At 69.2% G+C, this 23,868-nt stretch carries 29 protein-coding genes and 1 pseudogene; 23 read left to right on the top strand and 7 right to left on the bottom strand.

Translation table 11 applies throughout. From position 1 onward, the window contains the following. Positions 1-38 precede the first annotated feature (38 nt). The 3 genes from ACIPEK_RS36995 to ACIPEK_RS36985 form a co-directional block, all read right to left on the bottom strand. Positions 39-686, bottom strand: coding sequence for a GNAT family N-acetyltransferase (locus tag ACIPEK_RS36995; RefSeq protein ID WP_402005581.1), 648 nt, complete (start codon positions 684-686; stop codon positions 39-41). 73 nt (positions 687-759) lie between these two features. Continuing rightward, a complete protein-coding gene (locus ACIPEK_RS36990; protein WP_402005578.1) occupies positions 760-1,131 on the bottom strand; it encodes an iron chaperone in 372 nt (123 codons plus the stop codon). A 9-nt stretch (positions 1,132-1,140) separates the two neighbouring features. Further along, entirely contained in the window at positions 1,141-1,623 is a 483-nt protein-coding gene (locus tag ACIPEK_RS36985; RefSeq protein WP_402005575.1) for an ATP-binding protein, read from the bottom strand. Positions 1,624-1,827: 204 nt separating this feature from the next. Here ACIPEK_RS36985 and ACIPEK_RS36980 point away from each other — a divergent pair, with 204 nt between their 5' ends. The 6 genes from ACIPEK_RS36980 to ACIPEK_RS36955 all read left to right on the top strand — a co-directional run bounded on the left by ACIPEK_RS36980 (position 1,828) and on the right by ACIPEK_RS36955 (position 4,956). Beyond that, the gene (locus tag ACIPEK_RS36980) at positions 1,828-2,673 is read left to right on the top strand and encodes a helix-turn-helix domain-containing protein (RefSeq protein ID WP_402005572.1); all 846 of its coding nucleotides are present in this window, start codon (positions 1,828-1,830) and stop codon (positions 2,671-2,673) included. 11 nt (positions 2,674-2,684) lie between these two features. Beyond that, positions 2,685-2,876, top strand: a complete 192-nt coding sequence (locus ACIPEK_RS36975) for a DUF397 domain-containing protein (RefSeq protein ID WP_402005569.1) — start codon at positions 2,685-2,687, stop codon at positions 2,874-2,876. Continuing rightward, a complete protein-coding gene (locus ACIPEK_RS36970) occupies positions 2,869-3,117 on the top strand; it encodes a DUF397 domain-containing protein (protein ID WP_402005566.1) in 249 nt (82 codons plus the stop codon). The genes ACIPEK_RS36975 and ACIPEK_RS36970 overlap by 8 nt, the downstream gene beginning before the upstream one ends. A 211-nt stretch (positions 3,118-3,328) precedes the next feature. Then, positions 3,329-4,513 carry a hypothetical protein gene (locus ACIPEK_RS36965; RefSeq protein WP_402005564.1) on the top strand — a complete coding sequence of 395 codons (1,185 nt, stop codon included), beginning with the start codon at positions 3,329-3,331 and terminating at the stop codon, positions 4,511-4,513. Positions 4,514-4,589: 76 nt separating this feature from the next. Beyond that, on the top strand, positions 4,590-4,781 hold the full coding sequence (locus ACIPEK_RS36960) for a DUF397 domain-containing protein (RefSeq protein ID WP_402005561.1): 192 nt from the start codon (positions 4,590-4,592) through the stop codon (positions 4,779-4,781). Beyond that, complete coding sequence (locus tag ACIPEK_RS36955) at positions 4,774-4,956, top strand: DUF397 domain-containing protein (protein ID WP_402005558.1); 183 nt, start codon at positions 4,774-4,776, stop codon at positions 4,954-4,956. Before ACIPEK_RS36960 ends, ACIPEK_RS36955 begins: the two co-directional genes overlap by 8 nt. Before the next feature lie 36 nt (positions 4,957-4,992). On the opposite strand, the gene ACIPEK_RS36950 is transcribed toward ACIPEK_RS36955, so the two are convergent. Next, a complete protein-coding gene (locus ACIPEK_RS36950) occupies positions 4,993-6,213 on the bottom strand; it encodes a sensor histidine kinase (RefSeq protein ID WP_402005556.1) in 1,221 nt (406 codons plus the stop codon). Further along, positions 6,210-6,866 (bottom strand): response regulator transcription factor, encoded by a 657-nt coding sequence (locus tag ACIPEK_RS36945; RefSeq protein WP_402005553.1) that lies wholly within the window; start codon positions 6,864-6,866, stop codon positions 6,210-6,212. Before ACIPEK_RS36945 ends, ACIPEK_RS36950 begins: the two co-directional genes overlap by 4 nt. Positions 6,867-7,047: 181 nt before the next feature. On the opposite strand from ACIPEK_RS36945, the gene ACIPEK_RS36940 reads away from it, so the two are divergent. Genes ACIPEK_RS36940 through ACIPEK_RS36925 form a run of 4 tightly spaced genes read left to right on the top strand, consistent with a single transcriptional unit; the run spans position 7,048 to position 10,629 of the window. Next, on the top strand, positions 7,048-7,575 hold the full coding sequence (locus ACIPEK_RS36940; protein ID WP_402005550.1) for a hypothetical protein: 528 nt from the start codon (positions 7,048-7,050) through the stop codon (positions 7,573-7,575). 2 nt (positions 7,576-7,577) lie between these two features. Continuing rightward, positions 7,578-8,714 (top strand): peptidoglycan-binding protein, encoded by a 1,137-nt coding sequence (locus ACIPEK_RS36935; RefSeq protein WP_402005547.1) that lies wholly within the window; start codon positions 7,578-7,580, stop codon positions 8,712-8,714. After that, positions 8,711-9,439, top strand: a complete 729-nt coding sequence (locus tag ACIPEK_RS36930; protein WP_402005544.1) for an ABC transporter ATP-binding protein — start codon at positions 8,711-8,713, stop codon at positions 9,437-9,439. Before ACIPEK_RS36935 ends, ACIPEK_RS36930 begins: the two co-directional genes overlap by 4 nt. Beyond that, positions 9,436-10,629 carry an ABC transporter permease gene (locus ACIPEK_RS36925; protein ID WP_402005541.1) on the top strand — a complete coding sequence of 398 codons (1,194 nt, stop codon included), beginning with the start codon at positions 9,436-9,438 and terminating at the stop codon, positions 10,627-10,629. The genes ACIPEK_RS36930 and ACIPEK_RS36925 overlap by 4 nt, the downstream gene beginning before the upstream one ends. Before the next feature lie 60 nt (positions 10,630-10,689). Here the strand turns inward: ACIPEK_RS36925 and ACIPEK_RS36920 are convergent, their stop codons facing one another. Then, the gene (locus tag ACIPEK_RS36920) at positions 10,690-11,178 is read right to left on the bottom strand and encodes an ATP-binding protein (protein ID WP_402005538.1); all 489 of its coding nucleotides are present in this window, start codon (positions 11,176-11,178) and stop codon (positions 10,690-10,692) included. Between the two features lie 213 nt (positions 11,179-11,391). Between ACIPEK_RS36920 and ACIPEK_RS36915 the strand changes: the two genes are divergently transcribed. The 12 genes from ACIPEK_RS36915 (at position 11,392) to ACIPEK_RS36860 (ending at position 22,853) form a co-directional block, all read left to right on the top strand. Then, positions 11,392-12,243: a Scr1 family TA system antitoxin-like transcriptional regulator gene (locus ACIPEK_RS36915; protein WP_402005535.1), complete on the top strand. Its 852-nt coding sequence runs from the start codon at positions 11,392-11,394 to the stop codon at positions 12,241-12,243. 11 nt (positions 12,244-12,254) lie between these two features. After that, positions 12,255-12,446: a DUF397 domain-containing protein gene (locus tag ACIPEK_RS36910; RefSeq protein ID WP_402005532.1), complete on the top strand. Its 192-nt coding sequence runs from the start codon at positions 12,255-12,257 to the stop codon at positions 12,444-12,446. Beyond that, positions 12,439-12,717, top strand: a complete 279-nt coding sequence (locus ACIPEK_RS36905; protein ID WP_402005529.1) for a DUF397 domain-containing protein — start codon at positions 12,439-12,441, stop codon at positions 12,715-12,717. The genes ACIPEK_RS36910 and ACIPEK_RS36905 overlap by 8 nt, the downstream gene beginning before the upstream one ends. Before the next feature lie 15 nt (positions 12,718-12,732). Continuing rightward, positions 12,733-13,392 (top strand): class I SAM-dependent methyltransferase, encoded by a 660-nt coding sequence (locus tag ACIPEK_RS36900; protein ID WP_402005526.1) that lies wholly within the window; start codon positions 12,733-12,735, stop codon positions 13,390-13,392. Positions 13,393-13,479: 87 nt separating this feature from the next. Then, on the top strand, positions 13,480-14,127 hold the full coding sequence (locus ACIPEK_RS36895) for a methyltransferase domain-containing protein (RefSeq protein ID WP_402005524.1): 648 nt from the start codon (positions 13,480-13,482) through the stop codon (positions 14,125-14,127). A 540-nt stretch (positions 14,128-14,667) separates the two neighbouring features. Then, a complete protein-coding gene (locus ACIPEK_RS36890; protein WP_402005635.1) occupies positions 14,668-15,306 on the top strand; it encodes a DUF402 domain-containing protein in 639 nt (212 codons plus the stop codon). 284 nt (positions 15,307-15,590) lie between these two features. Continuing rightward, positions 15,591-15,899 carry a hypothetical protein gene (locus ACIPEK_RS36885; RefSeq protein ID WP_018101695.1) on the top strand — a complete coding sequence of 103 codons (309 nt, stop codon included), beginning with the start codon at positions 15,591-15,593 and terminating at the stop codon, positions 15,897-15,899. A 179-nt stretch (positions 15,900-16,078) separates the two neighbouring features. Then, a complete protein-coding gene (locus ACIPEK_RS36880) occupies positions 16,079-16,951 on the top strand; it encodes a hypothetical protein (RefSeq protein ID WP_402005521.1) in 873 nt (290 codons plus the stop codon). After that, on the top strand, positions 16,941-18,311 hold the full coding sequence (locus ACIPEK_RS36875) for a hypothetical protein (protein WP_402005518.1): 1,371 nt from the start codon (positions 16,941-16,943) through the stop codon (positions 18,309-18,311). Before ACIPEK_RS36880 ends, ACIPEK_RS36875 begins: the two co-directional genes overlap by 11 nt. Continuing rightward, entirely contained in the window at positions 18,308-19,858 is a 1,551-nt protein-coding gene (locus tag ACIPEK_RS36870) for an SCO6880 family protein (RefSeq protein WP_402005515.1), read from the top strand. Before ACIPEK_RS36875 ends, ACIPEK_RS36870 begins: the two co-directional genes overlap by 4 nt. 42 nt (positions 19,859-19,900) lie before the next feature. Then, complete coding sequence (locus ACIPEK_RS36865; protein ID WP_402005512.1) at positions 19,901-21,319, top strand: ATP-binding protein; 1,419 nt, start codon at positions 19,901-19,903, stop codon at positions 21,317-21,319. A 1-nt stretch (position 21,320) separates the two neighbouring features. Beyond that, positions 21,321-22,853, top strand: a complete 1,533-nt coding sequence (locus ACIPEK_RS36860; protein WP_402005510.1) for a type IV secretory system conjugative DNA transfer family protein — start codon at positions 21,321-21,323, stop codon at positions 22,851-22,853. Positions 22,854-22,877: 24 nt separating this feature from the next. Here the strand turns inward: ACIPEK_RS36860 and ACIPEK_RS36855 are convergent, their stop codons facing one another. Then, a complete protein-coding gene (locus ACIPEK_RS36855) occupies positions 22,878-23,438 on the bottom strand; it encodes a GNAT family N-acetyltransferase (RefSeq protein WP_402005507.1) in 561 nt (186 codons plus the stop codon). 149 nt (positions 23,439-23,587) lie between these two features. Between ACIPEK_RS36855 and ACIPEK_RS36850 the strand changes: the two are divergent. Next, a pseudogene (locus tag ACIPEK_RS36850) lies at positions 23,588-23,761 on the top strand (ATP-binding cassette domain-containing protein); the annotation flags it as partial. Positions 23,762-23,868: the final 107 nt, after the last annotated feature.

The following is a 23,868-nucleotide window of genomic DNA, read 5'->3' as shown; positions in this document are numbered from 1 at the left end:
GTGGACTACTACTGCGAGCCCCCGCTCGCCGGGTTGCCTCAGGCCGTCGGGCCGCCCGCGACGTCGACCGGTTCCGGGTCGGTGGCCAGGCGGGCGTGCAGGTGCTCGTCGTGGTAGGCCCCGTCGCCGTAGCGGTGGGAGTCGCGCAGTGTGCCTTCGGCGGGGTAGCCGCAGCGGTGGGCCACCCGGCAGGAGGCCTCGTTGCCGGTGGCGTGAGCGATCTCGATCCGGCGGGCATCGGCCGTCTCGAAGGCCCAGCTGGTCACCGCTCTGGTCGCTCTGGTGGCCACGCTCCGTCCACGGGCGGCCGGGAGTGTCCAGTAGCTGATCATCGCAAGGCCGTCCGCACGGTCGACCCAGCGAAGGCCGACGGCGCCCAGTACGGCGCCGTCGGCCGGGTCAAGTACGGCGAAGGAGGCGGCGTCACCACGGTCCCAGCCGCCCTCGCGCAGCTCCAGCCACGCCAGGGCCTCGGCGCGATCAGCTGCCGGAAAGGGGTTCCAGCGGGATATCAGCGGGTCCGCGGCGGCGGCTGTCAGGCCGTCGAGCATCACGTCCAGCTCGTCGGCCTCCCGTGACCACGGGCGCAGCAGCACGTCCCCCAGGTCGAGCGTGGCGCGGACGAAGGTCCGCCGGTCGGCGGCGTTCTGGGCAGCGACCGAGGGTATGGGGGTGGAGGTGCTCATGGCACCTTCCTACGCGGTCACGCGACGCACCGCATTGAATTTCCGCCGGTCAAGGGCGTGATGCCACACCCGCTCAGCAGACCGCGCCCGGCCCCGCCGCCGCCGCCGTCGCCCGGAGCAGATCCCGTACCAGGTCGTAGTCGATCGCCTCCGTCTTGCGGAAGCGCAGGCAGCCCTTCCCCATGTCCTGCCCGGCCAGCCGCTTCGCGAAGGCCTCACGCACGTCGCTGCGCATCAGGTAGAAGGAGATGTACTGCTTCTGCGAGGCGAACGCGATCTCCGCGGTGCCGTCCCGCTCGTACGCGGGCATCCCGTACGCCATGACCTCGTCGAACCCGGCCAGCTCCGCCCGGCACAACTCCCGCAGCCTCGTCAGGGCGTCCCTGCGCTCCTCGGGCACCTCGGCCAGATACCCGGCCACGTCCTTCGCCTCGCTCCGCACCATGCAACGAGGCTATGCCCGTCCCGTACATCTGTCGCCCGGCCCGCGCTCCCCCTCGCCCTCCCCCTTGGCCGCGCACTCCACCCAGAGCAGCTTCCCACCCTGCCCCGGCAGACCACCGCGCATGGGGTAGGCGCCCCAGCTCTCCGCGTAGAGGGTGACGAGATAGAGCCCCCGCCCACGTTCGGCGAGCTCCGCCGGGGCCTCGGCGGTCCATTGGAACGGGGCGGGGATGTGCGGATTGGTGTCCCGGACGCTCAGCCGGATACGGCTGCGCCCGGCGTCGCGCAAGCGGAGGGAGTACGCCCCCGAGGAGTGCCGGTAGGCGTTGGTGACCAGCTCGCTCGCCAGCAGTTCGGCGGTCTCGGTGAGTTCACGCATGCCGTGTACGCGCAGGATGGTACGGAGGGTGGCACGGGCCACGCCGGGGGCGCGGGGATCCTGCGGGAGTTGGAGGGTGTACGTCCAGGGCGGGGATACCGTGGCACTGACCATGGAAGTCTCCGTTCACGGAGGGAAGTTGAATCATGGGTTTCCGGTTGCCCGGTGACGAGGCCGCTCCGTCGAGCGGGGCAGTTCCGGGCGGGTGGCCTGGCATCCAAGGTAGCGATCGACAGCTAACGTGTTAACCGATTCCTGGTGAATCAATAAACTGACACCCTTATGGGTGACCAGCCGCTCAAGGAGGCGAATAAACCCGTGAGAAATAATCCAACGGGTCGTCAACTTCGGTTCGGCAGCGAGCTGCGCAAACTCCGTGAGCGCGCAGGACTCACCGCGACCCAGGCCGGTCGACTCCTGGGTGTGAAGCAGAACCAGATCAGCAACATGGAAGCGGGACGCATCGGCGTGAGCCTGGCGCGCCTACGCGCTCTGGCCGGCCAATACGACTGCGCCGACAAGGACATGGTCGCCGCGCTGGGGAACATGACCTCCGACCGCACACGCGGCTGGTGGGAGGAGTACCGGGAGATTCTGCCCGCACCGCTCCTCGATCTGGCGGAGATCGAGCACCACGCCCGTCGGCTGCGGACGGCCGTCACCGTTCACATCCCCGGCCTCTTCCAGACTGCGGAATACGCGCGCGAAGTCTTCCGCCAGGACGTGCCGGAACTGCCACCTCCCGACATCGAGCACCGCATCTCGTTCCGCATCAAACGACAGGCCGTGCTCTTCAGGGGATCACCGACGCCACAGCAGGCCGTTGTCCATGAGGCCGCACTGCGCATGCAGTTCGGCGGTCCGGCGGTGACCCGCAAGCAGCTTCAGCATCTTCTCGACATGAGCGAACGTGAGCACATCACTCTCCAGGTGATCCCGTTCTCCGCGGGAACCTTTGCCGGGTCGGGTCAGTCGATCTACTACTTCCTCGGACCGGTTCCGCAGCTCGACACCGTCAACCTGGACCAGTCCCACGGTCCCGTTTTCCTGGACACCGAGGCCCAGTTGGAGAAGTACCGCGTGCTGCTCGGCCGCATGGAAGCCACCGCGCTGGACTGCGACAAGTCCAGGAACTTCATCCACAACATCGCTCGCGACCTGTGAAGGAACCCACCATGCCCGCTCCCGCCTGGCAGAAGTCCTCCTACTGTGCCCAGGGCAATTCCTGCGTACACATAGCCGCACCCGCCCCCGGCACGGTCTGCCTCACCGAGTCCGGCGACCCCGCCGGCGCGATACTCCGCACCACCCCCACCGCCTGGGCAGCCCTTCTCCGCACCCTCAAGGAGAACCACCCCGATGACTGACATCCCAGCCGACCTCACCTGGACCCGCGCCGCCCCCGAAGGCAAGGAGGGCCCCGGCCCCTGGATCGAGATCGCCTTCGGCCCGGACGCACTCGTCCACCTCCGCGAGACCGGCGACCCCACCAACATCGTCACCACCACCCAAACGAAATGGGATGCCTTCGCCAAGGGCGTCCAGGCCGGCGAGTTCGACCACTTCGCCGAACTCGACGACAACCAAGGCACGGCAGGACCGGCCTGACGCTGCCTGTGCGGCCGGCGTGGGGCCCGGCTCGTGGAGATGCCTCGCAGTGGGGGACCGGCGACCCCGGCGCCCGTAAAACTCTTGCGCGCCTCGAACGGCCCCCCGATGATCAGCGGCAATGACGAATGAACTTGCTGGAGCGCGAAAGCTCCTGAAAGACGGGGACGTACCCGGGACCATACGGGCGTTACGTCCGATAGCCGAGACCGTGCCCCTCAAGGACCTGGCGGAGATCGTGCGCCGGCTCGCCACCGCGGTCGACTTCGCCGATCTCGCCCAGACGGCGAAAGCCCTGGCCAAGGCGCCCGACCATCCGCAGGCGCTGTACGACTTCGGCTACAGCTGTGTGGAGCGAGGCGTTTCCTTCCTCGGCGTACCCGCGCTGCGTGAAGCCCTGCGCCAGCTGCCCGACGCCCGCCCTCTGCGGACCGAGCTGATCTCCGCGCTGGAGAAGGAGTACCGTCACGCCGAAGCAGTGACCGTGCTCGGAGAGCTCGGCGCCGAGCTGCCCATGTGGCCCGAGCGCTACCTTCTCGCCCGCAACTGCCTGCTCTCCGGCCAGTTTTCTCGTGCCCGCGACGCCTTCGCCCCGCTGCTCACACCGCAGGACGACACATGGCTTGAGGCCCACGGACGCCTCACCGACATGCTGCGCCGGGCGGAACGGGCCGCGATGGCGGGCCCACTCGACGACCGGGATCTGCGCGGCTGGCACCTCACCCTGACCGGCGGCTACCTGGCCACCTTGTCACCATACGGTTTCGAGTCCGGCATGAACGGCCGGTACGCGTACCTCCAGGACACGTACGCACTGTGCCGGGGCGGCATCGACCGGCTGGCCATCGCGCTGCGTGCCGCCGGTCGCGCACCGCAGTCCGTCACCGTGCTGCCCGGCCGCTCCGACCGCATTCTGGGGCTGGCCACGGCAGAAGTGCTGGGGCTGCCCGCGGAGCCGTACGCCCCGCAGCGCAGAGACACGGTGGTCGTCGCCTACGACCTCAACGAGATCGACGACGATGTGGCCGAATCGTTGCGGGAACGCCCCGAAGGGCAGATCCTGTTCGAGCACGCCACCTGCTGGACGGACCCACCCGTCGCCGCCGCCGACGTCAGCACCCTTCTCGCCCAGACCGTCGTCGCGCCCTGGGGAACGCGCCTGCACATGGGCGAGGACGGCCCGGAGCGCGTGCCCCCGGACACCCGGGAGGAAGCTGAGATCGCCGCCGAGATCGTACGGTCCGACGCCGCACCCGACCCTGGGGACGGGGAGACCCCGACCGACACGGACGCGATGTTCAGCGCGTTCGTCGCAGCGACTGCGCAAGGCTGGTCCACCGGCCCCCGCCCGAACATCGCCTCTCCCGGTCCGGTGCCAAGCTCCAAGTTCGCGTAGGAGGCGCCGCACTGGATCGCGACAAGTCCAGGGACTTCATCCACAGCATCGTCCACGACCTGTGAAGGGACCCACCGTGCCTGCTTCCGCCTGGCAGACGTCCTCGTACTGCGGCGAGGGCGAGTCCTGCGTACACATAGCCGCACCCGCCCCCGGCACGGTCTGCCTCACCGAGAGCGGCGACCCCACCGGCGCGATACTCCGCACCACCCCCACCGCCTGGGCAGCCCTTCTCTGCGCCCTCAAGGAGAACCACCCCGATGACTGACGTCCCAGCAAGCTCGTCCAGCTGGCGGAAGTCGTCCTACTGCGCCCAGGGCAATTCCTGCGTACACATAGCCGCCCCCGCCCCCGGCACGGTCCGCCTCACCGAGACCGATGACCCCAGCAATGTCGTCACGACCACCCAGGCGAAATCGGACGCGTGGTCCATCGCGACCTGAAGCCCGCCACCGTCCTGATTCCGGAGCGTCATACTCTCAGGTGCCCGACCCCGGGGAGCCTGTTCCAGGTGCGGCAGGCAGTTCGACTCGGACGGTGAGGCCGCCGTCGGGGCGGGGGGTGGCGGTGAGCTCGCCGTGGTGGGTCAGGGTGATCGCCCGGACCACGGCCAGTCCCAGCCCGGAGCCGTCGCTGCGGTGTTCCCGACCACGCTGGAACGGCTCGAAGAGGGCGGGGAGTTCGTCCGGATCCAGCACCGGGCCGGTGTTGCCGACCTCGATGAAGGCAAGGCCGCCGACGGTGCCGGTGGTCACCGTCGCCGCGCCGTCACGGTGGTTGTGCCGCACCGCGTTGGTCAGCAGGTTCAGTGCGATCTGCCGCAGCAGCGAGGGGTCGCCCACGACCGGGGCGGGGCCCGGATCAGCGGTGATCCGGATGCCAGCCGTCCGGGCCTCGTCGGCCAGGTCCGCCAAGGCGTCCCTGGCGGCGTCCTCTAGGTCGACCGGATGCGGCGTCAGCTGCCCGCTCTCGCCACGTGCCAGTGTCAGCAGTGCCGCGATCAGCCGTTCAGTGCGGGCGTTGGCGTCCAGCGCGCGCTGGACGGCGGGTCTCAGGTCGGCCGGGACCCGGCCTTGGGCGAGTGGGATCTCCAGGGCGGTGCGCTGGAGGGTGAGCGGGGTGCGCAGTTCGTGCGAGGCGTGGGAGGTGAAGCGGCGCTGGGCGGTGAAGCTGCGGTCCAGGCGGTCGAGCATCGCGTCGAAGGTGTCGCCGAGTTCGCGGACCTCGTCGCGCGGGCCGGTCAGGCCGAGCCGTTCGTCCAGGGTGCTGCCGGTACTGATTCGCCGGGCCGCCGCAGTGACCTGGCTGAGGCGGTGCAGTGAGCGGCTGCTGCCCCACCAGGCGAGCAGCCCGGCGAGCGCGGTGAAGACGGCGAGCAACAGCAGGGAGAGCAGCAGCAGATCACTGAGGACAGTGTGCTGAAAGTCCTCGAAGCGCTGGGCGCGAGTGGCGATCGCGGCGGGCATCGAGGAGCCTTGCGGCGCGGCGATGGGGCTCGGCTCCGCCTGGGCGGGAGCCAGCACGCTCGCGGGGTCGACGAGGTGGCGGTTGTCCTTCAGGAGTTGACGGGCGCTCAGCCAGTTCAGCAGGAGCAGCCCGCAGCCGAGGACCGCGAAGACCGCCGTGGTCATCAGGGCCAGTCGGCCGCGCAGGGGCAGCCCGTGCAGCAAGAGGCGGCGACCGGTCCGGGCCCGGCTCACAGCCGGTACCCGTGGCCGGGGTCGTTGGTGATCAGTGGCGGTTCGCCGAGCTTGCGGCGCAGCGAATGGACGGCGACCCGGACGGCAGTGGTGGCCGGGTCCAGCGCCGCGTCCCACAGGCTGTCCCGCAGCTGCTCGGTGGGGACCGGGGCGCCGTCCGCGGCCAGCAGCAGTTCCAGCACGCCGAGCTCCTTGGGTGTCAGCTTCAGCGGCCGGCCGTCGCGTTCGGCGACCCTGCGCACGGTGTCCAGGTTGACGCCGTGCCTGCTCAGCACGGTGGCACTGCTGCCGGCAGGGGAGCGGCGGCCCAGCGCGCGCAGCCGGGCGATCAGCTCCAGGTACGAGAAGGGTTTGGCCAGGTAGTCGTCGGCGCCCTGGCCGAGGCCGTCGACCAGGTCGGCGAGGGCGCCGGCGGCGGTGAGCATCAGGATTCTGGCCGGGTAGCCGGCTGTGTTCAGGGCCCGGCAGACGGCGTCCCCGCTCAGGTTGGGCAGGTGCCGGTCCAGGAGCAGGACGTCATACTCGGCGGCGGCCGTCATTTCGAGCGCGCGGGCACCGTCGTGGGCGACCTCGCAGACCATGCCCTCGGCACGCAGGCCCTCGGCGAGCATCGCGGCCAGGTCCACCTCGTCCTCGACGATCAGCACTCGCATTCTGTTCCACTCCACTCGCTGCGCTCTGCCCTGCCCTGCCCTGCCCTGGTCAACGATGCCCTGGTCAACGATGCCTCGGCAGGCGTTAGCCAGCGGTTAGGCACACACTCACCCGTGCATAACTCGTCGGTCCGTAGGAATGACGGAGGTCAATGTCGACGTCCAGCAGGGAGAGCAGGAAATGCGTACCAAGACCGTACGGACCGCACTGGCGGCGGCCGCCGTGACAGCGGCGCTGGTGATGACCGGCTGCTCCTCACAGGGCACGGCGCCCAGCGTGGCCGGGGGCGACGGCGCGGGAAAGAGCAAGCCGCAGGACGACAACGCGGTCCGGCGGGCCTGGGTCGACTGCATGCACAAGCAAGGGCAGACCAGCGTCGAGCAGGACAAGGACGGCAACATCACCTTCCCGGCCACCGGTCTCGACAGTCCCGGCTCGGCCAACGGCTTCGACGCGGCGAGCAAGGCCTGCGACACCAAGGTCCCCGGCATCCACCAGGTCCAGCAGAAGGGCGACGACAAGGCCGTCGAACAGGCGCGCGCCTTCGTCGCGTGCGCGCGGAAGAACGGCTACGCAGACATCCCTGACCCCGACCCCAAGAGCGGCATCCTCAACTTCACGGCGAAATCGTTCGACTCCGCCGCGTGGGACGCCCTCCAGCCGGCCTGCGGCAAGCTCCCGATGCCCGGCTACTCGATCGGTCAGTGATCATGAGCCGCACTGTTGAGACCACCGCCCCGGCTGATAACTCGCCCGCCCCCGCGCGAAAGAAGCGCCGTAAGGTCGTCGTCGCGCTCGTCCTGGTCGCCGCGCTCGGCGGCTCGGGTGTGCTCGCCGCGATGCGCCCCTGGGAGCGCCACGGCACCGCCTCCCCGCAGCCGTCCGTCAGCCACGGCACCGTCGCGGTGCAGAAGGGCTCGCTGTCCACCGGCATCCAGGTCGGCGGCGCGCTCAGCTACAACACCCCGACTCCCGTCGTCGCCTCCGGCCACGGAACCATCACCGCCCTGCCCGCCGTCGGCTCCGTCGTCAAGGCGGGAGCGAAGTTCTACGAGGTCGACGGACGGCCCGTGGTACTGCTCACCGGGGACCGGCCGATGTGGCGCGACCTCGGCCCCGAAATCAGTGACGGACCCGACGTCGAACAGCTCAAACGCAACCTGATCAGGCTCGGCTACGCCGACGGACTCGGCCTGACGGCCGACCAGAAGTTCACCCCTGCCACCGTCACCGCCGTCAAGCGCTGGCAGAAGGCCCTCGGTGAGAAGCAGACGGGAACGGTCGCGCTCGGCAGCGTCGTCATGCTGCCGCAGGCGGCCGTGCGGGTGCAGCAGCTCGGCGCACAGCTCGGCTCGGCCCTCGGGGCCACCGCGGTCATGACCGTGACCGGCACCGACCTGGTCGCCACCGCGCAGCCCGCCGACAACCAGCTCTCCCAGTTCAAGCCCAACGGCCGGGTGACGGTGAAGCTGGCCGACGGCAGCACCATCGACGGACGCATTCGCTCACTGGTCCGCGGCGGTTCCGGCAACGGCGGGGACAACGGCTCGGACGGCTCCGGTGGCGCGGACAAGACCACCGTCACCATCGCGCTGGACCACCAGCGGCAGGCCAAGCAGGCCGGGCCCTCTCCCGTGACCGTCACCGTCGTCGGCGAGACCATCAGCGACGCGCTCATCGTCCCCGTCACCGCGCTGCTCGCCCTGGAGGGCGGCGGCTACGGAGTCCAGGTCGTCAGCGGCACCACCACCCGGCTTGTCAGGATCCAGCTGGGACTGGTCGCCGACGCCAAGGCGCAGATCACGGGGGACGTCCAAGCGGGCGACCAGGTGGTGATCCCGAAATGACGCCCGATCAGCCACGCGGCAGAGCCCCCGTGCTGGAACTCTCCGGCATCACCAAGGAATACCCGGGATCACCCCCGCTGCGCATCCTGCACGGCATCGACCTCACCGTCGAAGCCGGAGAACTCCTCGCCGTCGTCGGCCCCTCCGGCTCCGGCAAGTCCACCCTTCTCGCCCTGCTCGGCTCCCTCGACCGGCCCACCGCAGGAAAGCTGCACTTCGAAGGAAGCGACCTGTCCGCACTCTCCGACCCCGAACTGGCCGCCCTGCGCGCCCACCGGATCGGCTTCGTCTTCCAGCAGTTCTTCCTGCTGTCCGGGCTCACCACGGTCGAGAACGTCGCCACCGGCCTCCTCTACAGCGGCGCCCCCGCCTCACGCCGGCGCGCCGACGCCACCGAAGCCCTGCGCGAAGTGGGCCTCGGGCACCGACTCCACCACCACCCCGACCAGCTCTCCGGTGGCGAGAAGCAGCGCGTCGCCATCGCCCGCGCCATCGTCGGCCGCCCCGCACTGCTGCTCGCCGACGAACCCACCGGGGCCCTCGACAGCGTCTCCGGCGCCGCCGTCGTCGAGCTGCTGCGCACCCTGAACGCCAACGGCACCACGGTCGTCGTCATCACCCACGACCGCGAGCTGGCCGCCTCCTTCCCCCGGCGAATCGCCCTCCACGACGGCCGAATCGACTTCGACGAACGCGGCCCGCACCCCGCAGGAGCTGTCCGATGACGCCACCCCTGCGACGCACCCGACTGCGCCCGACGGACATGCTGCGCCTCGGCTTGATCGGACCACGCACGCGCAAGATGCGCTCCGCCCTGTCCGCGCTCGGCATCTCCCTGGGCATCGCCGCCGTCATCGCCGTGACCGGAATCTCCGCCTCCAACCAGGCGCACCTGCTGGAGCGCCTGGACCGGCTCGGCTCCAACCTGATCACCGTCGCCCCCGGCAACGGCGCCGACCAGAAGCCGGTGCCGCTGCCGCCCACGGCCGAGAAGATGCTCGCCAACATCGCCCCCGTGCAACGGGTCACCGCGACCGGCGCCACCAAAGCCCAGGTCTACCGCAACGACCTGGTCCCACCGCAGCAGACCAGCAGCCTCACTGTGCTGGCCGCCCGGCTCAACCTGCTCGACGTCCTGCACGCCACCCTGCGGAGCGGGCGCTGGCTGGACAAGGCGAGCGAGAACCTCCCGGTGACCGTGCTCGGCGACCAGGCCGCACTCCGGCTCGGCGTGACCGCGCCGGGTGAGCGGGTCTGGCTGGGCGGACAGTGGTTCGTCGTCACCGGAATCCTGGCCCCGAACGAGCTCGCCCCCGAGCTCGGCACCGCCGCCCTGGTCGGCTGGCCCCAGGCCACCGCCCACCTGGGCGCGGACGGCACCGCCGCCATGGTCTACCTCAGGGCCCACCCCGAACGCGTCCCTGACGTACAGACCGTTGCCGGAGCCACCGCCGACCCCGCCAACCCGAGCACGGTCGCCGTCAGCCGCCCCTCCGACCTGTACACGGCACGGGCCGAGACCAAGAACTCCCTCACCGGACTCGTCCTCGCCCTCGCGGCGGTCGCCCTGCTCGTGGGCGGCGTCGGCATCGCCAACACCATGGTGGTGGGAGTGATGGAACGCCGCGGCGAGGTCGGACTGCGCCGCGCGCTGGGCGCCCGAGGCGGCCAGATCGCCGTTCAGTTCCTGATCGAGGCCGTACTGATGGGCCTCATCGGAGGAGTCGGCGGGCTGTTCGTGGGCGGCCTCGCGGTCTACGGCTACGCCCTCGCACAGGGCTGGCCCGCCTCCATCCCGCTCTACACGGTCATCGCCGGACCGCTGGTGTCGGTACTGGTGGCGGCCGTCGCCGGGATCTACCCGGCACTGCGCGCAGCCAGGGTGTCCCCGACAGACGCCCTGCGCTCGGCCTGACCGACGACGCCAAAGTCGTCGGCTGGGCCTGACCACGCAGCAACAACGGTCCGGGCGGATTCACCAACGCCCGCCACACCCGTCCCGCCCGCCCGGCCAGCCCCCGGCCTGTTCCTCCGCCTTTGCCGCACATTCCACCCAGAGCATCTTCCCGCCCTGCCCCGGTAGCCCGGTCCTCATGGGGTACGCACCCCAGCTCTCCGCGTAGAGGGTGACGAGATAGAGCCCCCGCCCACGTTCGGCGAGCTCCGCCGGGGCCTCGGCGCTCCACCGGAACGGGGCGGGGATGTGCGGATTGGTGTCCCAGACGCTCAGCCGGATACGGCTGCGCCCGGCGTCGCGCAGGCGCAGGGAATACGGCCCCGAGGAGTGCCGGTAGGCGTTGGTGACCAGCTCGCTCGCCAGCAGTTCGGCGGTCTCGGTGAGTTCACGCATGCCGTGTACGCGCAGGATGGTACGGAGGGTGGCACGGGCCACGCCGGGGGCGCGGGGATCCTGCGGGAGTTGGAGGGTGTACGTCCAGGGCGGGGTTACCGTGGCACTGACCATGGAAGTCTCCGTTCACGGAGGGAAGTTGAATCATGTGTTTCCGGTTACCCGGTGACGAGGCCGCTCCGTCGAGCGGGGTACTTCCGGGCGGGTGGCCTGAGTCAGAGATTAGGCTGCTGCAAGGATTGCTTGCATCAGTTGACCGGAATCCTTGAGCTGAACCACTCGTGTGAGTGACAACCCAACTCAGCCGCTCCCAAGGGAGAGTTCGACATGGCAGGCAGGGCCGCCGCTACCGCACGTCGCACACGGCTCGGCGCCGAGCTGCGCAAAATGCGGGAACGTGCCGGGATGACCACCACTCAGGCAGCCGACCTCCTGGGCACGAGCTCGGGGCAGCTCAGCAACATAGAGGTGGCGCGGTTCGGTGTGAGCGCCGACCGGGTACGGGTCGCGGCCCACACGTACTCCTGCACCGACCAAGCACTGATCGACGCGCTGGTCGCCATGACAAGTGACCGCAGGCGTGGCTGGTGGGAGGAGTACCGGGAGATCCTGCCGCCCAAGCTGCTCGACCTGGCCGAGATCGAGCACCATGGCACCGGCCTGCATGCGGCGCACAGCATCCACATCCCCGGCCTGCTCCAGACCGTGGATCACGCCCGGGAGATCTACCGGCAGGCCGTTCCCGAGTTGTCCCCACCGGAGATCGAGCACCGCGTCTCCTACCGCATCAAGCGGCAGGAAGTGCTTTACCGGACGGACCCCGTCCCCTATCAGGCCGTCATTCACGAGGCCGCTCTGCGCATGATGTTCGGTGGTCCGAATATCGCCCGGGGACAGCTCCAGCACCTGCTCGGGATGAGCGAGCTTCCCCACGCGACGATCCGCGTGATCCCCTTCGAGGCCACGTACTATCCGGGCTCGGGTCAGTCCGTGTACTACGTCCGCGGACCGGTACCCGCACTCGATACGGCGCAGCTCGACCAGTCGCACGGCCCCGTTTTCATCGACGCGGAAGCCCAGTTGGCCCAGTACCGCCTGCTGCTCGAACGACTCGACGATGCGGCTCTGAACGTCGAGCGGTCCCGAGAACTCATCCACAAGGCCGCCCAGGGCCTGTGAAAGGAACCACGATGTCCGCACACACCTGGCAGAGGTCGTCCTACTGCGCGCAGGGCGAAGCCTGCGTGCACGTAGCCGCGGCCCGGACCGGAGCAATAGAACTCACCGAGTCCGGCGACCCCACCGGCGCGACACTCCGCACCACACCCGCCGCCTGGGCCGCCCTCGTACGCACCCTCAAGGAGAGCCACCGCCATGACTGACATCCCCACCGACCTCACCTGGATCCGCGCCGCCCCCGAGGGCGAGGAGGGCCTCGGCCCCTGGATCGAGATCGCCTTCGGCCCGGACGAACTCGTATACCTCCGCGAGACCGGCGACCCCACCAACATCGTCACAACCACCCAAACGAAATGGGACGCCTTCACCAAGGGCGTCCAGGCCGGCGAGTTCGACCACTTCGCCGAACCCGCCGACGACCAAGACACAGTGGCACCGGCTAAGAAAAGTGATCACCTGGGCTGCGAACCCTGATCTAGAGTCGTCCGCATGCCTGATCTCTCCTACCTCGCCGCCGTCCGAGAGTCGTACGACACGGTCGCCGCCGACTACTTTGAGCAGGTCAAGCCCCCGGCGGAGCTGGATCCGCTGTCACGAGGGATGCTGAACGTGTTTACAGAGGTGGTGCGAACGGCCGGCCTCGGGCCCGTCGCCGACCTGGGATGCGGGCCCGGCAAAGTCACGGCCTACCTTGCCGAGCAGCAAGTGCCTGCGTTCGGCATCGACCTATCGCCCGCGATGGTCGAACTGGCCCGTAATGCCCACCCGAATCTCCGTTTCAGCGTCGGCTCGATGACCTCGCTCCCGATCGAGGACGACGACCTCGGCGGCATCCTCGCGTACTACTCCACCCACCACACGCCACCGACGTTGTTGCCGGTGGTGTTCGGCGAGTTCCACCGCACTCTCGCGCCCGGCGGCTGTTTGATGCTGGCCGGCCACGTGGGGGCCGACCAGCATCTACGTCCAACACAGGCATATGGCGGTCATCCGGTGTCTTACGAGTCCTACCTGTTGCCACCCGATCGGATTGTCGAACTCTTGAAGCAGGCCGGGCTCGTCCTCAGTGCACGTCTGGTGGAGGAACCCAGCGAAGGAGCTAAAAGGACTTTCGCTACCTTTCTTGCCCACAAACCCGAACGGCCTTGAGGTCCGAAGCTGTCTGAGGCGAACGGGCGGGAGGGAAGATCGTGATTCTCTCGGCTCGCCTCAGCGCCAGGAACTACTGTCGCGAGCATGGTCGAACACGATGCCCGCAGCGCCACCCGCGAGGCCTACGACGCTGCTGCCCCCACCTATGCGCAGCTGTTCCGCGACGAGCTGCGGGACAGGCCTTTGGACCGCGCGATCTTGGGTGCCTTCGCCGAGGTCGTAAGTGCGAGTGGGGACGGTCAGGTCGCGGACCTGGGGTGTGGGCCTGGCCATATCACCGCCTATCTGGACGAGTTGGGGCTGTCGGCGTTTGGTGTCGATGCCTCTCCTGCGATGATCGAGTTGGCTCGACAGGCTTATCCGGGCCTGCGGTTCGACGTGGGCTCGATGGCCGCGTTGAACATCGCTGACGGCGTGCTGGGCGGCGTACTCTCACGTTGGTCCATCATCCACACTCCGCCGCAAGAACTCCCCATCATCTTGTCGGAGTTCCACCGTGTGCTGGCACCTGGCGGCCACCTTCTGGTCGGCTTTTCGGCAAGCGGTGATCCGTCTCACCCGACGCAGGTCTTCGATCACGCAGTCGCGCCGGCCTATCGGTGGTGGCCTGATCACCTCGCCGCGATGCTACGCAAGTCCGGGTTGGCCGAGGTAGCCCGGATGGTTCGTGAGCCTCAGCCCACCGACCGACGGCAGTTCCAGGAGATTCAACTGCTCGCCCGCAAAGCCTAGGCAGAGGCTGGATGGCCGAGCACATGACCGCTTCCAACAGCGAGGCTGACCCGTAGCCCTTCGACCTCGCCGAGCCACCACCCGACGCGCGCTACGACTTGGACATGGCCGGCTTCGGCGTGGTCAGGGCGGTCCAGTTGCTTTACTGGCACCGGCCCAGCGACGCTCTCGCAGCCACGCTGCCGGCCTGCGCCTGCTACGCCATCGCAACCCGTCTGCTTCCGCGCACCGTGCCGGGCGCAGCACCGAGTTGCCGCGCCGGGTGTCGCACCGCGCCGCCGCGCACTGCCGGCTCCGGCCCTTGCCCCCGCCGCGGTCGGCGCGCTGTCGGCCGGCGCACGGGAAGACGCCCTCGCGCGCCCGTTGGTGTTCGCCGGGGCGGCGGTCCTGTGCGCGGTACTGCTCTGGGCCACCGCGACGGAGCGAATCGGAAGGCCGGCACCGCTCCTTCAGCGGTGACTCGTCGAAGCGGGCGGCGAGACCGGAATGCTCTCCGCCCTCGACGTGTCCGGCCACGTGTCCGTGCACTCCACCGCGGGCATGATCAGCGGCATGAACGACGACCCGGGCCGGATACTCCGCTGGAACTTCTTCATCGGCGGACACCTGAGCGCCTCGGTGCCCGTACGCCTCGTAGAGCGCACCGAGGCGGGCCAGCTGGTGTGGATGGAGACCGGCACACCGATGTGGCGTACGAAGCTTCCGCGCGGGGCACACCTGCGGGACATCGCCCCGCACGAGCGCCCGGCCGACGGGTACCCCTTGGTCGCCGACCGGTGGCCCATGGGCAGCGCGCTCTTCTACCAGCCGACCGGTGCCGCGCACTCCGTCCTCTGGCTCTTCGGCCGCAGACGGAAGTTCCGTGGCTGGTACGTAAATCTGGAGCGCCGGGTCCACCACGGCGACGACATCGACATCACCGACCACGAGCTCGACATCAATGTGGCCCCGGACCGGAGCTGGCAGTGGAAGGACGAGCAGTCCTTCGCCGAGAAGACCGGCGACCCTGCCTACTGGTCGGCCGACGAAGCGTCAGCCATCCGTAACGAGGGCACCTCGGTCGTACGGCTCGCCGAGGCCGGAACGTTTCCCTTCGACGGCACCTGGTGCGATTTCCGGCCGCCGCCGACCTGGACGACACCACCCCGGCCACCCGTCCCACGTCACCCCCTGCTCTGACCAGCCACTGCGCTGACCAGCCCTGCGCAAGAGTCTCGGCCAGGGTGGCGGGATGACAGTCATTGCCCGGGGTCACCCTCCGTGATACACAGAGTAACCATACGAATTCGGTCATACACCGATTCGATCCGCAGGTCAGGGCGGTCGGACCGGTCAAACGTGCGAGATCCGGGTAAAGAGAGCCGTCAAGCCGTCGCACGAGAGCAGTTTCATCAGCGAAGATAGAGAGCGACCCATGTCGTGTGGCAGGGGCACTGAACTACCCAACAGGGGCGGTGACTTACATGATCCTGGCAGCTGAAAAGGGCGACATCACCACCATCATCGGCGGAATCGCCCCGAATTGGGGGCCGTTCGGGACCTTGGGCAACGAGGCCCGCGTAATGATCGAGGTCGTGATGGCCATTGCCATCCTCCTCTGCCTCGGCATCGCGGTCTGGGGTGCGGCAAAGCAGCGCATCGGCGCCACGGCACTGCGCGACACATTCAGCGCGGAGCAGGGCAAGGGGCTGATCGTTGCCGGTCTGACCGGTGTGTTCATCATCGGATCGCTGGGCACCTTGTTCACCATCGTCTACGGGATGGCCGTCTGACCGGCTGTCATCCCATGTCAGGGGCAGCCCTGCCCACCCCCACACCATCCGTCCGTCGTGCCCACCGGCAGAGGTTACGTTTCCCTGATGTCGAGTCACCACACCGCGCCCGCGCGGAAACCCGCACGACTACCGTCGTACTACCCGGTTCAGGAAACGGTTGAGGGGGCGCACGCGGCATGAGTCTCGGCGACGAGAGCGGCTACGGCAGCGGTTCAGGTCGTACGGACGATGGATACAGCACCATCGGCGGTACGCGCCAGACCCGTACCCGCCTCCCCGACGGCGAGGACGGCGACGGCTACAGCACCCCCCGCCGCCCCGCCCGCAGCTCCCGCTCCCTGGTCACGGTGGTCGGCGTGGTCGTCCTCCTGATCGCGGCTATCGCGTTCGCGAACATGGGCGGAAGCGGCGGAGACGGCAGTGGCGGCTCGGGGAACGGGAAGAGCAAGCCGGATTCGTCGTCCACGGCGGCCACGGGGACGAAGCCGGTGACGGGGAAGAACGGTTCGATTCCTTCGGGGTTCGCCCATGACAAGCAGGGGGCGCAGAGCGCGGCGGCGAACTACTCCGTGGCGCTCGGCTCAGCCGACATGTTCGACAAGACCGGTCGTCGCGCGATCGTCACCGCCGTATACGCCCCTGCGGTCGCCGCTGCCCGCCAGGGTGACCTTGACAAGGTCTACTCCGGTCAGGACTTTCTCACCAGCATCGGGCTGAATGCTGACGGCACCGCACCTTCCGGCCTGACCTTCATCTCACGTTCCAACCCGGCCGGCACCAAGATCGTGAAGTTCAACGGCGACACCGCAAGCGTCGCCGTTTGGTACTCAGCCCTGTTCGGGCTGGCCGGTGAAGGTTCCAAGAACCCCGTCTCCGAGAGCTGGTTCACCAACACCTTCGACCTGGCGTGGATCGACGGGGACTGGAAGATCACCGACTTCACGCAGAAGGACGGCCCCACCCCCGTCGGTCGTGACCAGGCTGCTTCCCCCGCCGAGGAAATGGCCAACGCCGTGGAAGAGTTTGGAGGGTTCACGTATGCCCGGTAAACGACCCAGCCGAGCCCTTTCACTCGCAGCGGTGGCAACCAGCCTGCAGGTCGCTCTCGTCATGCTGGCCAGCCGCGCATTCGCTGAGCCTTCGCCGAGCCCGAAGCCCAGCGCAAGCAACAACGCGTGCGACCTGATCCGCGGCCCCGCCAAGGACTACTGCGAAAACGGCGACGCAGGCGCCCCCAAAACCGGCCCCTCCACCACCCTCGACAACTCCCTGGACCCCCTCTCCTCCCTCGCCCGCGGCTGCGCCGACGCCGCCGCATGGATCATCGGCAAGCTCAGCGACGCCGTGAAGCAAACCGCGAACGTCGACTTCACCAACGAGACCTTCCGGCAGCAGTACGCGATCGTGTTCGCGGCCTCCGCCATCCTCACGCTCGTCCTGTGGCTGTTCGCCGTCGCCAAGCGCGCCATCCGTGGTGTCCCGCTCACCACCGCGATCTCCGAAGCCGTCGGATTCCTCTGGCTGACGGTCATCGCCTCAGCCTTCACCCCACTCGTCCTCTACGTGGTCGTATCAGCCACCGACGGCGTCAGTGACGTGATCGCCTCGGCCACGGGAAACAAGGCCGACGTCTTCTTCGGGTCGTTCGCCGAAGCGCTCAAGAAGGGCTCCGACATCGGCGGCGGACCGATCATGCTGATCGTCGTCTCGCTCGTCTCGATCCTCGCCGCGGGCGTCCTCTACCTGGAGCTCGTCATCCGCGCCGCCCTGCTCTACGTGGGCGCCCTCCTCGGCACCGTCGTCTACGCGGGGCTCGTCGACAAGAACATGTGGGGCCACGTGCGCCGCTGGGCGGGCATCATGATCGCAGTGATCATGGTGAAGCCGGTCATCGTCATCGTGCTGGGGCTGGCCGGCGCGCTCTCCGGGGACGACGGGCCGAACGCGTTCTCCTCCGTCGTGTCCGGTCTCGCCATCATCCTGCTCGCGATCTTCGCCTCCGCGATGATCTACCGGTTCGTCCCCGGCTTCGGCGACGAGATCCAGGGCGCCCGCACCAACCGCAAGCAGGCCACCGACGGCTCCCAGGCCGCCGCGATGATCAGCTCCCCTGCCGCTCTCGTCTCCCAGGGCATCAAGACCCACAGCAGCCGCAGCGGCCAGAACAGCGGCGACAGCGGCAGCGGCGGGGCCAGGCCCGCCAACGCGGTCAGCGGCGGTGTCGCCGCCCACAGCTCCCGCAACTCCGGCGGCGGGAGCGGAGTCGGCGGCGGATCTGCCCCCTCCGCCGCACCTCCGCCCCGCAGCGGATCGGGGCCGACCTCCGGCACCCCACATGGCAGCCGCTCCCCCCGAGGTGGCGGATCAGGCAGTTCAGGTAACAACAGCACGGGAGGTGGAGGGCGTTGACGACTCAGTCCCACACGATCGCGCCCCGCCGTACGTATCTCATCGGCCGGGCCCGGCCGAACGCGATCGTCGGCAAGAACCGCGAGACCGGCGAGATCGCGTTGATCATCGCCGGTGCGTTCTTCGGCATGATGAGCGGGCTGCTCGTCCCCTACCTGGCCCCGCGGATCGTGCTGCTCGCGGGCTTCCCCCTTCTCGCCCTCGCGATCGTGTACCTCCCGTACAAGCACCGCACCTTCTACAAATGGTTCGAGATCAACCGCAGCTACAAGCGCACCCTGCGCCGCGGTACGACCTACCGTTCCGCCGCCATGGAGGCGGGCGTCGGCGCCGACGGGCGCGAGGTCGAGATCGGGCCGCCCCCCGGCATCGGCCGGATCAACTGGCTCGCCGCCCCCTTCGGCCCGGACGAGATCGCCGTACTCCTGCACGCCGACCGCCGCACCGTGACCGCCGCGATCGAGATCGAGGGCCCCGGCGTCGGGCTGCGCGACAGCGAGGACCAGGAAGCGCTCGTCGACCGGTTCGGCACGCTGCTGAAGCATGTCGCCAACGGCGACGGCTTCGTGACCCGCATTCAGATGCTCGCCCGCACCCTGCCCGCCGACCCCGACGCCCACGCCAAGGATGTCGCCCAGCGCGGCGACAAGACGTCCCCGGGCTGGCTGCAGGAGTCGTACGACCAGCTGCAGTCCATGGTCTCCACCTCCAGCGAGCAGCACCGCGCCTACCTCGTCGCCTGCATGCACTACACCCGTGAGCTGTCCGCCGAGGCCCATGCCATGGCCCGAGCCGCCCGCCCCCAGGCCGGCCGCAAACTGGACCGGGACGCGGGTCTCGCCGTCGTCATGGCGCGCGAGCTCACCGACATCTGCGCCCGTCTCGCCGAGGCCGACATCCGGGTGCGCCAGCCGCTCGGCCAGAGCCGGCTCGCCTCCCTCGTGCATTCGATGTACGACCCCGACCACCCCATCGACCACATCCAGGCCATGACCAGGCGCAACGCCTGGCCCGCCGAACTGGACGCGGTCGAGCCGACGTTCCTCCAGGCCAAGACCCGCGAGTCGACCACCCGCGCGCCCTGGTGCCACTCCACGGCCTGGGTGAAGGAGTGGCCGATGACGCCCGTCGGCGTCAACTTCCTGGCCCCGCTCCTCGTCCACACGCCCGATGTGATCCGTACGGTCGCGGTCTGCATGGACCTCGAACCCACCGAGGTCGCCATCGAGCGGATGCTCACCGAGAAGACCAACGACGAGGCGGAAGCCAGCCGTCAGGCCAAGATGAACCGCACCGTCGACCCGCGCGACATCGCCGCGCACGGCCGGCTCGACCAGCGGGGTGAAGATCTCGCGAGCGGCGCGGCCGGAGTGAACCTGGTGGGGTACATCACCGTGTCCTCGCGTTCACCCGAATCCCTCGCCCGCGACAAGCGGACGATCCGGGCCTCGGCCGGAAAGTCGTATCTGAAGCTGGAGTGGTGCGACCGCGAGCACCACCGCGCCTTCGTGAACACCCTGCCGTTCGCCACCGGCATTCGTCGCTGACCGCAAACAACCGAGAGAAACGAGAGGGAGGTCGGTCACGCCATGCGAGATCCGCTGTCCGCGCTGTCGGACGCCTTCACCGCCTTCCTCTTCGGGAAGGTGGAGACGACCAGGCTGCCCGTCCGTACGTCGACCGGACAGGCCCAGGCTGTCTACCTGCCCACCGCGGCCCCCGGCCTCGGCGACTCCGGAGTGATCATCGGCCGCGAGGTGTACTCCGGCAAGGGCTACATCTACGACCCCTTCCAGCTGTACGGACAGCAGCTGCCCGCCCCGCACTGGCTGGTGCTCGGCGAGTCCGGCAACGGCAAGTCCGCGCTGGAGAAGACGTACGTGCTCCGCCAGCTCCGCTTCCGCGACCGCCAGGTCGTCGTCCTGGACGCCCAGGGCGAGGACGGCGTCGGCGAGTGGAACCTCATCGCCCAGGAGCTGGGCCTCACCCCGATCCGCCTCGACCCGACCTCCGCACTCAACGGCGGCATCCGGCTCAACCCGCTCGACCCCGCGATCACCACGACCGGCCAGCTCGCCCTGCTCCGTACGATCATCGAAGTCGCCATGGGGCACGGCCTGGACGAACGGTCCGGCTTCGCGCTGAAGGTCGCCCACGCGTACGTCAACGACACGATCACCGACCGGCAGCCGGTCCTGACCGACATCGTCGACCAGCTGCGCCACCCGGAGCCCGAGTCCGCCGAGGCGATGAACGTCGACATAGATGACGTACGGGCCTGGGGCCTGGATGTCGCCCTCGTCCTTGACCGCCTGGTCGACGGTGACCTGCGCGGCATGTTCGACGGACCGACGAGCGTCGGCATCGACCTCGACGCCCCGCTGATCGTCTTCGACCTGTCACACATCGACCGGAACTCGATCGCGATGCCGATCCTGATGGCGATCGTCGGCGTCTGGCTGGAGCACACCTGGATCAGGCCCGACCGGAAGAAACGCATCTTCCTGGTCGAAGAGGCCTGGCACATCATCAACTCGCCCTTCGTGGCCCAGCTCTTCCAGCGCCTGCTGAAATTCGGGCGCCGACTGGGTCTCTCGTTCGTGGCCGTCGTCCACCACCTCAGCGACGTCGTCGACGGGGCGGCGGCCCGCGAGGCCGCGGCGATCCTCAAAATGGCCTCGACCCGCACGATCTACGCCCAGAAAGCCGACGAGGCCAGAGCCACGGGACGCGTACTCGGCCTGCCCCGATGGGCGGTCGAGATCATCCCGACCCTCACCCCCGGCATCGCGGTCTGGGACGTCAACGGCAACGTCCAGGTGGTCAAACACCTGATCACCGAGGCGGAACGCCCTCTGGTCTTCACCGACCGCGCCATGACCGAGTCCTCCGCGACCGAACTCCTCCCGGAGGACGTACGCGCCGCCGAGCTGGAGGCTGAGCAGCGCGCGGCACGGATCGAGCACCAACAACGACTGAACGAGTCGTCCGAGTCAACGGTGGCATGACATGGCAGGGCGCGGCGAGGTACGTACCGGCGGCAGCAGAGGAGGCGGCGGAGGCATCCCGGACGGCCTGCTGATCGGCCTGCTGGCCTTCCTGCTCGGGCTGACGCTGCTGGCGTGGACGGCGACCGGCATGGCCGGACTCTTCACGCACGGCGCCTGGCCGGAGGGGGTCACCCTCGCCGAGACCCCCCTGGCGATGCGACAACTCGTCACCACCCCGCACGACATCCCGGCCGCCTGGCCGAACACCCCGGCGGGCGAGCTCTCCGGGTACGGACTGTTCTGGGGCCTGTTCATAGGCGAACTGATGGTGCTGCTGGTGCTGACGGTCTTCGTGATAGGGGTGGTGACCCGTTGGCGGCTGGTACGGGCACAGCAGCGGAGCGAACGCTACGGGGGCGAGGAAACGCCCGTACCGTCCCAGCGGCAGGAGCCCCGGCCCGAGGCCCAGAACCCACAGCAGACGGAGCCGCAGCCAAAGCCCGAGCCGGAGCCTCGGCCGACGGCCCACTCCCCGGAGGCCGTGCCCGCAATCGTGGAGCACACCCCACCCGCACCCGTGCCCGTGGAGCACACCCCACCCGAGCCCGCCCTCCCCTCTCCCCGGCCCCCCCTCGTCGTCTACGGACCGGCCACCACCCGCCGCCCCACCGTCATCCAGGCGATCCAGGAGGCCGACGGACCCGCGCTCGTCGTCACCTCCGACCCCACCGTCTGGGCCGAGACGAAGGACGCCCGCGCCAAGCTCGGTCCGGTCCTCGTCTACGACCCGGGCCACCTCTGCGACACCCCGGCCCGCCTCCACTGGTCCCCCACGGCCGGCTGCGAACAGCCCGACACGGCCGCCGCCCGCTCCGCCGCGCTCCTCGCCCCGGTCCGGCCGCAGGCCCGGATCGACGCGACGACGGCCGACACCGCGGAAACGCTCCTGAAGTGCTGGCTGCACGCCGCTGCCATCGACGGCAGACCCTTCCGCCAGGTCCACCGCTGGGCCCTCGGCGGCAGCGCCCACGAACCGGTGCGCCTGCTCCGTACCCACCCCAAGGCAGCCTCCGGGCTCGCCGGCGTGCTGGAGTCCGCACTGACCGCCCATCCCGAACGCCGCGAGATGGCACAGGAATTGACGGTACGAGCCTTCGCCGCGCTCTCCTCGGTCCACATCCGCGAGGCCTGCACACCGAACCGGGCCGATTCACTCGTGCTGGAATCTTTCGCGGGCGAGGGGGGCACCCTTTACGTGGTGGGTGAACCGATCGAGGATCCCCGCTCGGGTCCCGGAGCAATGCCCCTGCTCACGGCACTCGCCTCACACGTGGTCGAGCACGGCCGCCGCATGGCCGCACGGTCGACCGACGGTCGGCTCGACCCACCAATGACGCTCGTACTCGACGACGTCGCCGCGGTGGCGCCCCTGCCCCGGCTCCCGGAGCTGCTGTCGAGCGGCCAGGCCCAGGGCCTGCCGACCCTGGCCCTCCTCCGCTCCCAGGAACAGGCCCGCGCCCGCTGGCCCCAAGACCTCACCGGCTCACGCTAGCCGGGCGAACCCGGCGCCACCCACCTACACCGGCCGCCCCACCGCATACTCCAGCTCCCGCGCAGACGAGTCGCCCGGCACAGGCACCGACTCCCCGGTGGCCACAAACCCGATCCGCCGATAGAACGCCGCAGCCCGCGCGTTGTCCTCGTGCGCATACAGCCGCACCCGCTCGATCCGCGGCTCCACCAGCGACCACGCCCAGTCCGTCCCGGCCCGGAACAGCTCTTCGGCCAGGCCCTCGCCCCGTGCCTCGGGCCGTACGAACACACCGACCACATGCGCCTGGTGCACATCGGCCGCCTTCCCGAACCGCACGTCCGCGTCCGGCCGCTCGATCAGCACGGTGACGCTGCCGTCCCACCGCCCGTCGGGCGCGACGGCGACGAACTGCCGCGCTTCACCGCTCCCGGCCTCGGACGCACCGAGCGCCCGGCCCTGCCAGAACGCGTCGGGCTGGGCCGCACCCTGCGCGTACGTCTCCAGAAACGCCACCGGCGCAGCCGGGTCCTGCAGCGCCGCCAGCCGCAACTCCTTGACCAGGGGCCATTCATCGGCGCATACGGCTCGAATCACATGTTCCATCCGCCGATCCTTCCCTTCCCCACCCGACCTGCGCAAACAACATTCACGGCCCCCGATCGCCCCCGCGTCGTACCCCGGTACTACACGCACCGCCACATCCCGCCCCAGGTCCGACGTCTGCGGCGCGCCCCCTCCGTAGCGTCGACCGCTTGATCAGGGCATACGAACTCACCAAGAGGTACAAAGACTCCACCGTCGTCCAGGACCTCGACTTCACGGTCCTGCCCAGCACCGTCACCGGACTTCTCGGCCCGAACGGCGCCGGGAAGTCGACGACGATGCGCATGCTGCTCGGCTTCGACGCCCCGACCCGCGGCCGCTCACCGAGCAAAGAGGGGTGAACGCAGAAAAGCCCCGTGCCACAAGGGCACGGGGCTTTCCCGTAAAAGGAGTTCGGCGGCGTCCTACTCTCCCACAGGGTCCCCCCTGC

The sequence above is a fragment of the Streptomyces sp. NPDC088246 genome, from assembly GCF_044741025.1.
Taxonomy (GTDB): domain Bacteria; phylum Actinomycetota; class Actinomycetes; order Streptomycetales; family Streptomycetaceae; genus Streptomyces.
The sequence above is the reverse complement of the archived record's forward strand: the minus strand, read 5'-3'. Positions and strand labels throughout refer to the sequence as shown.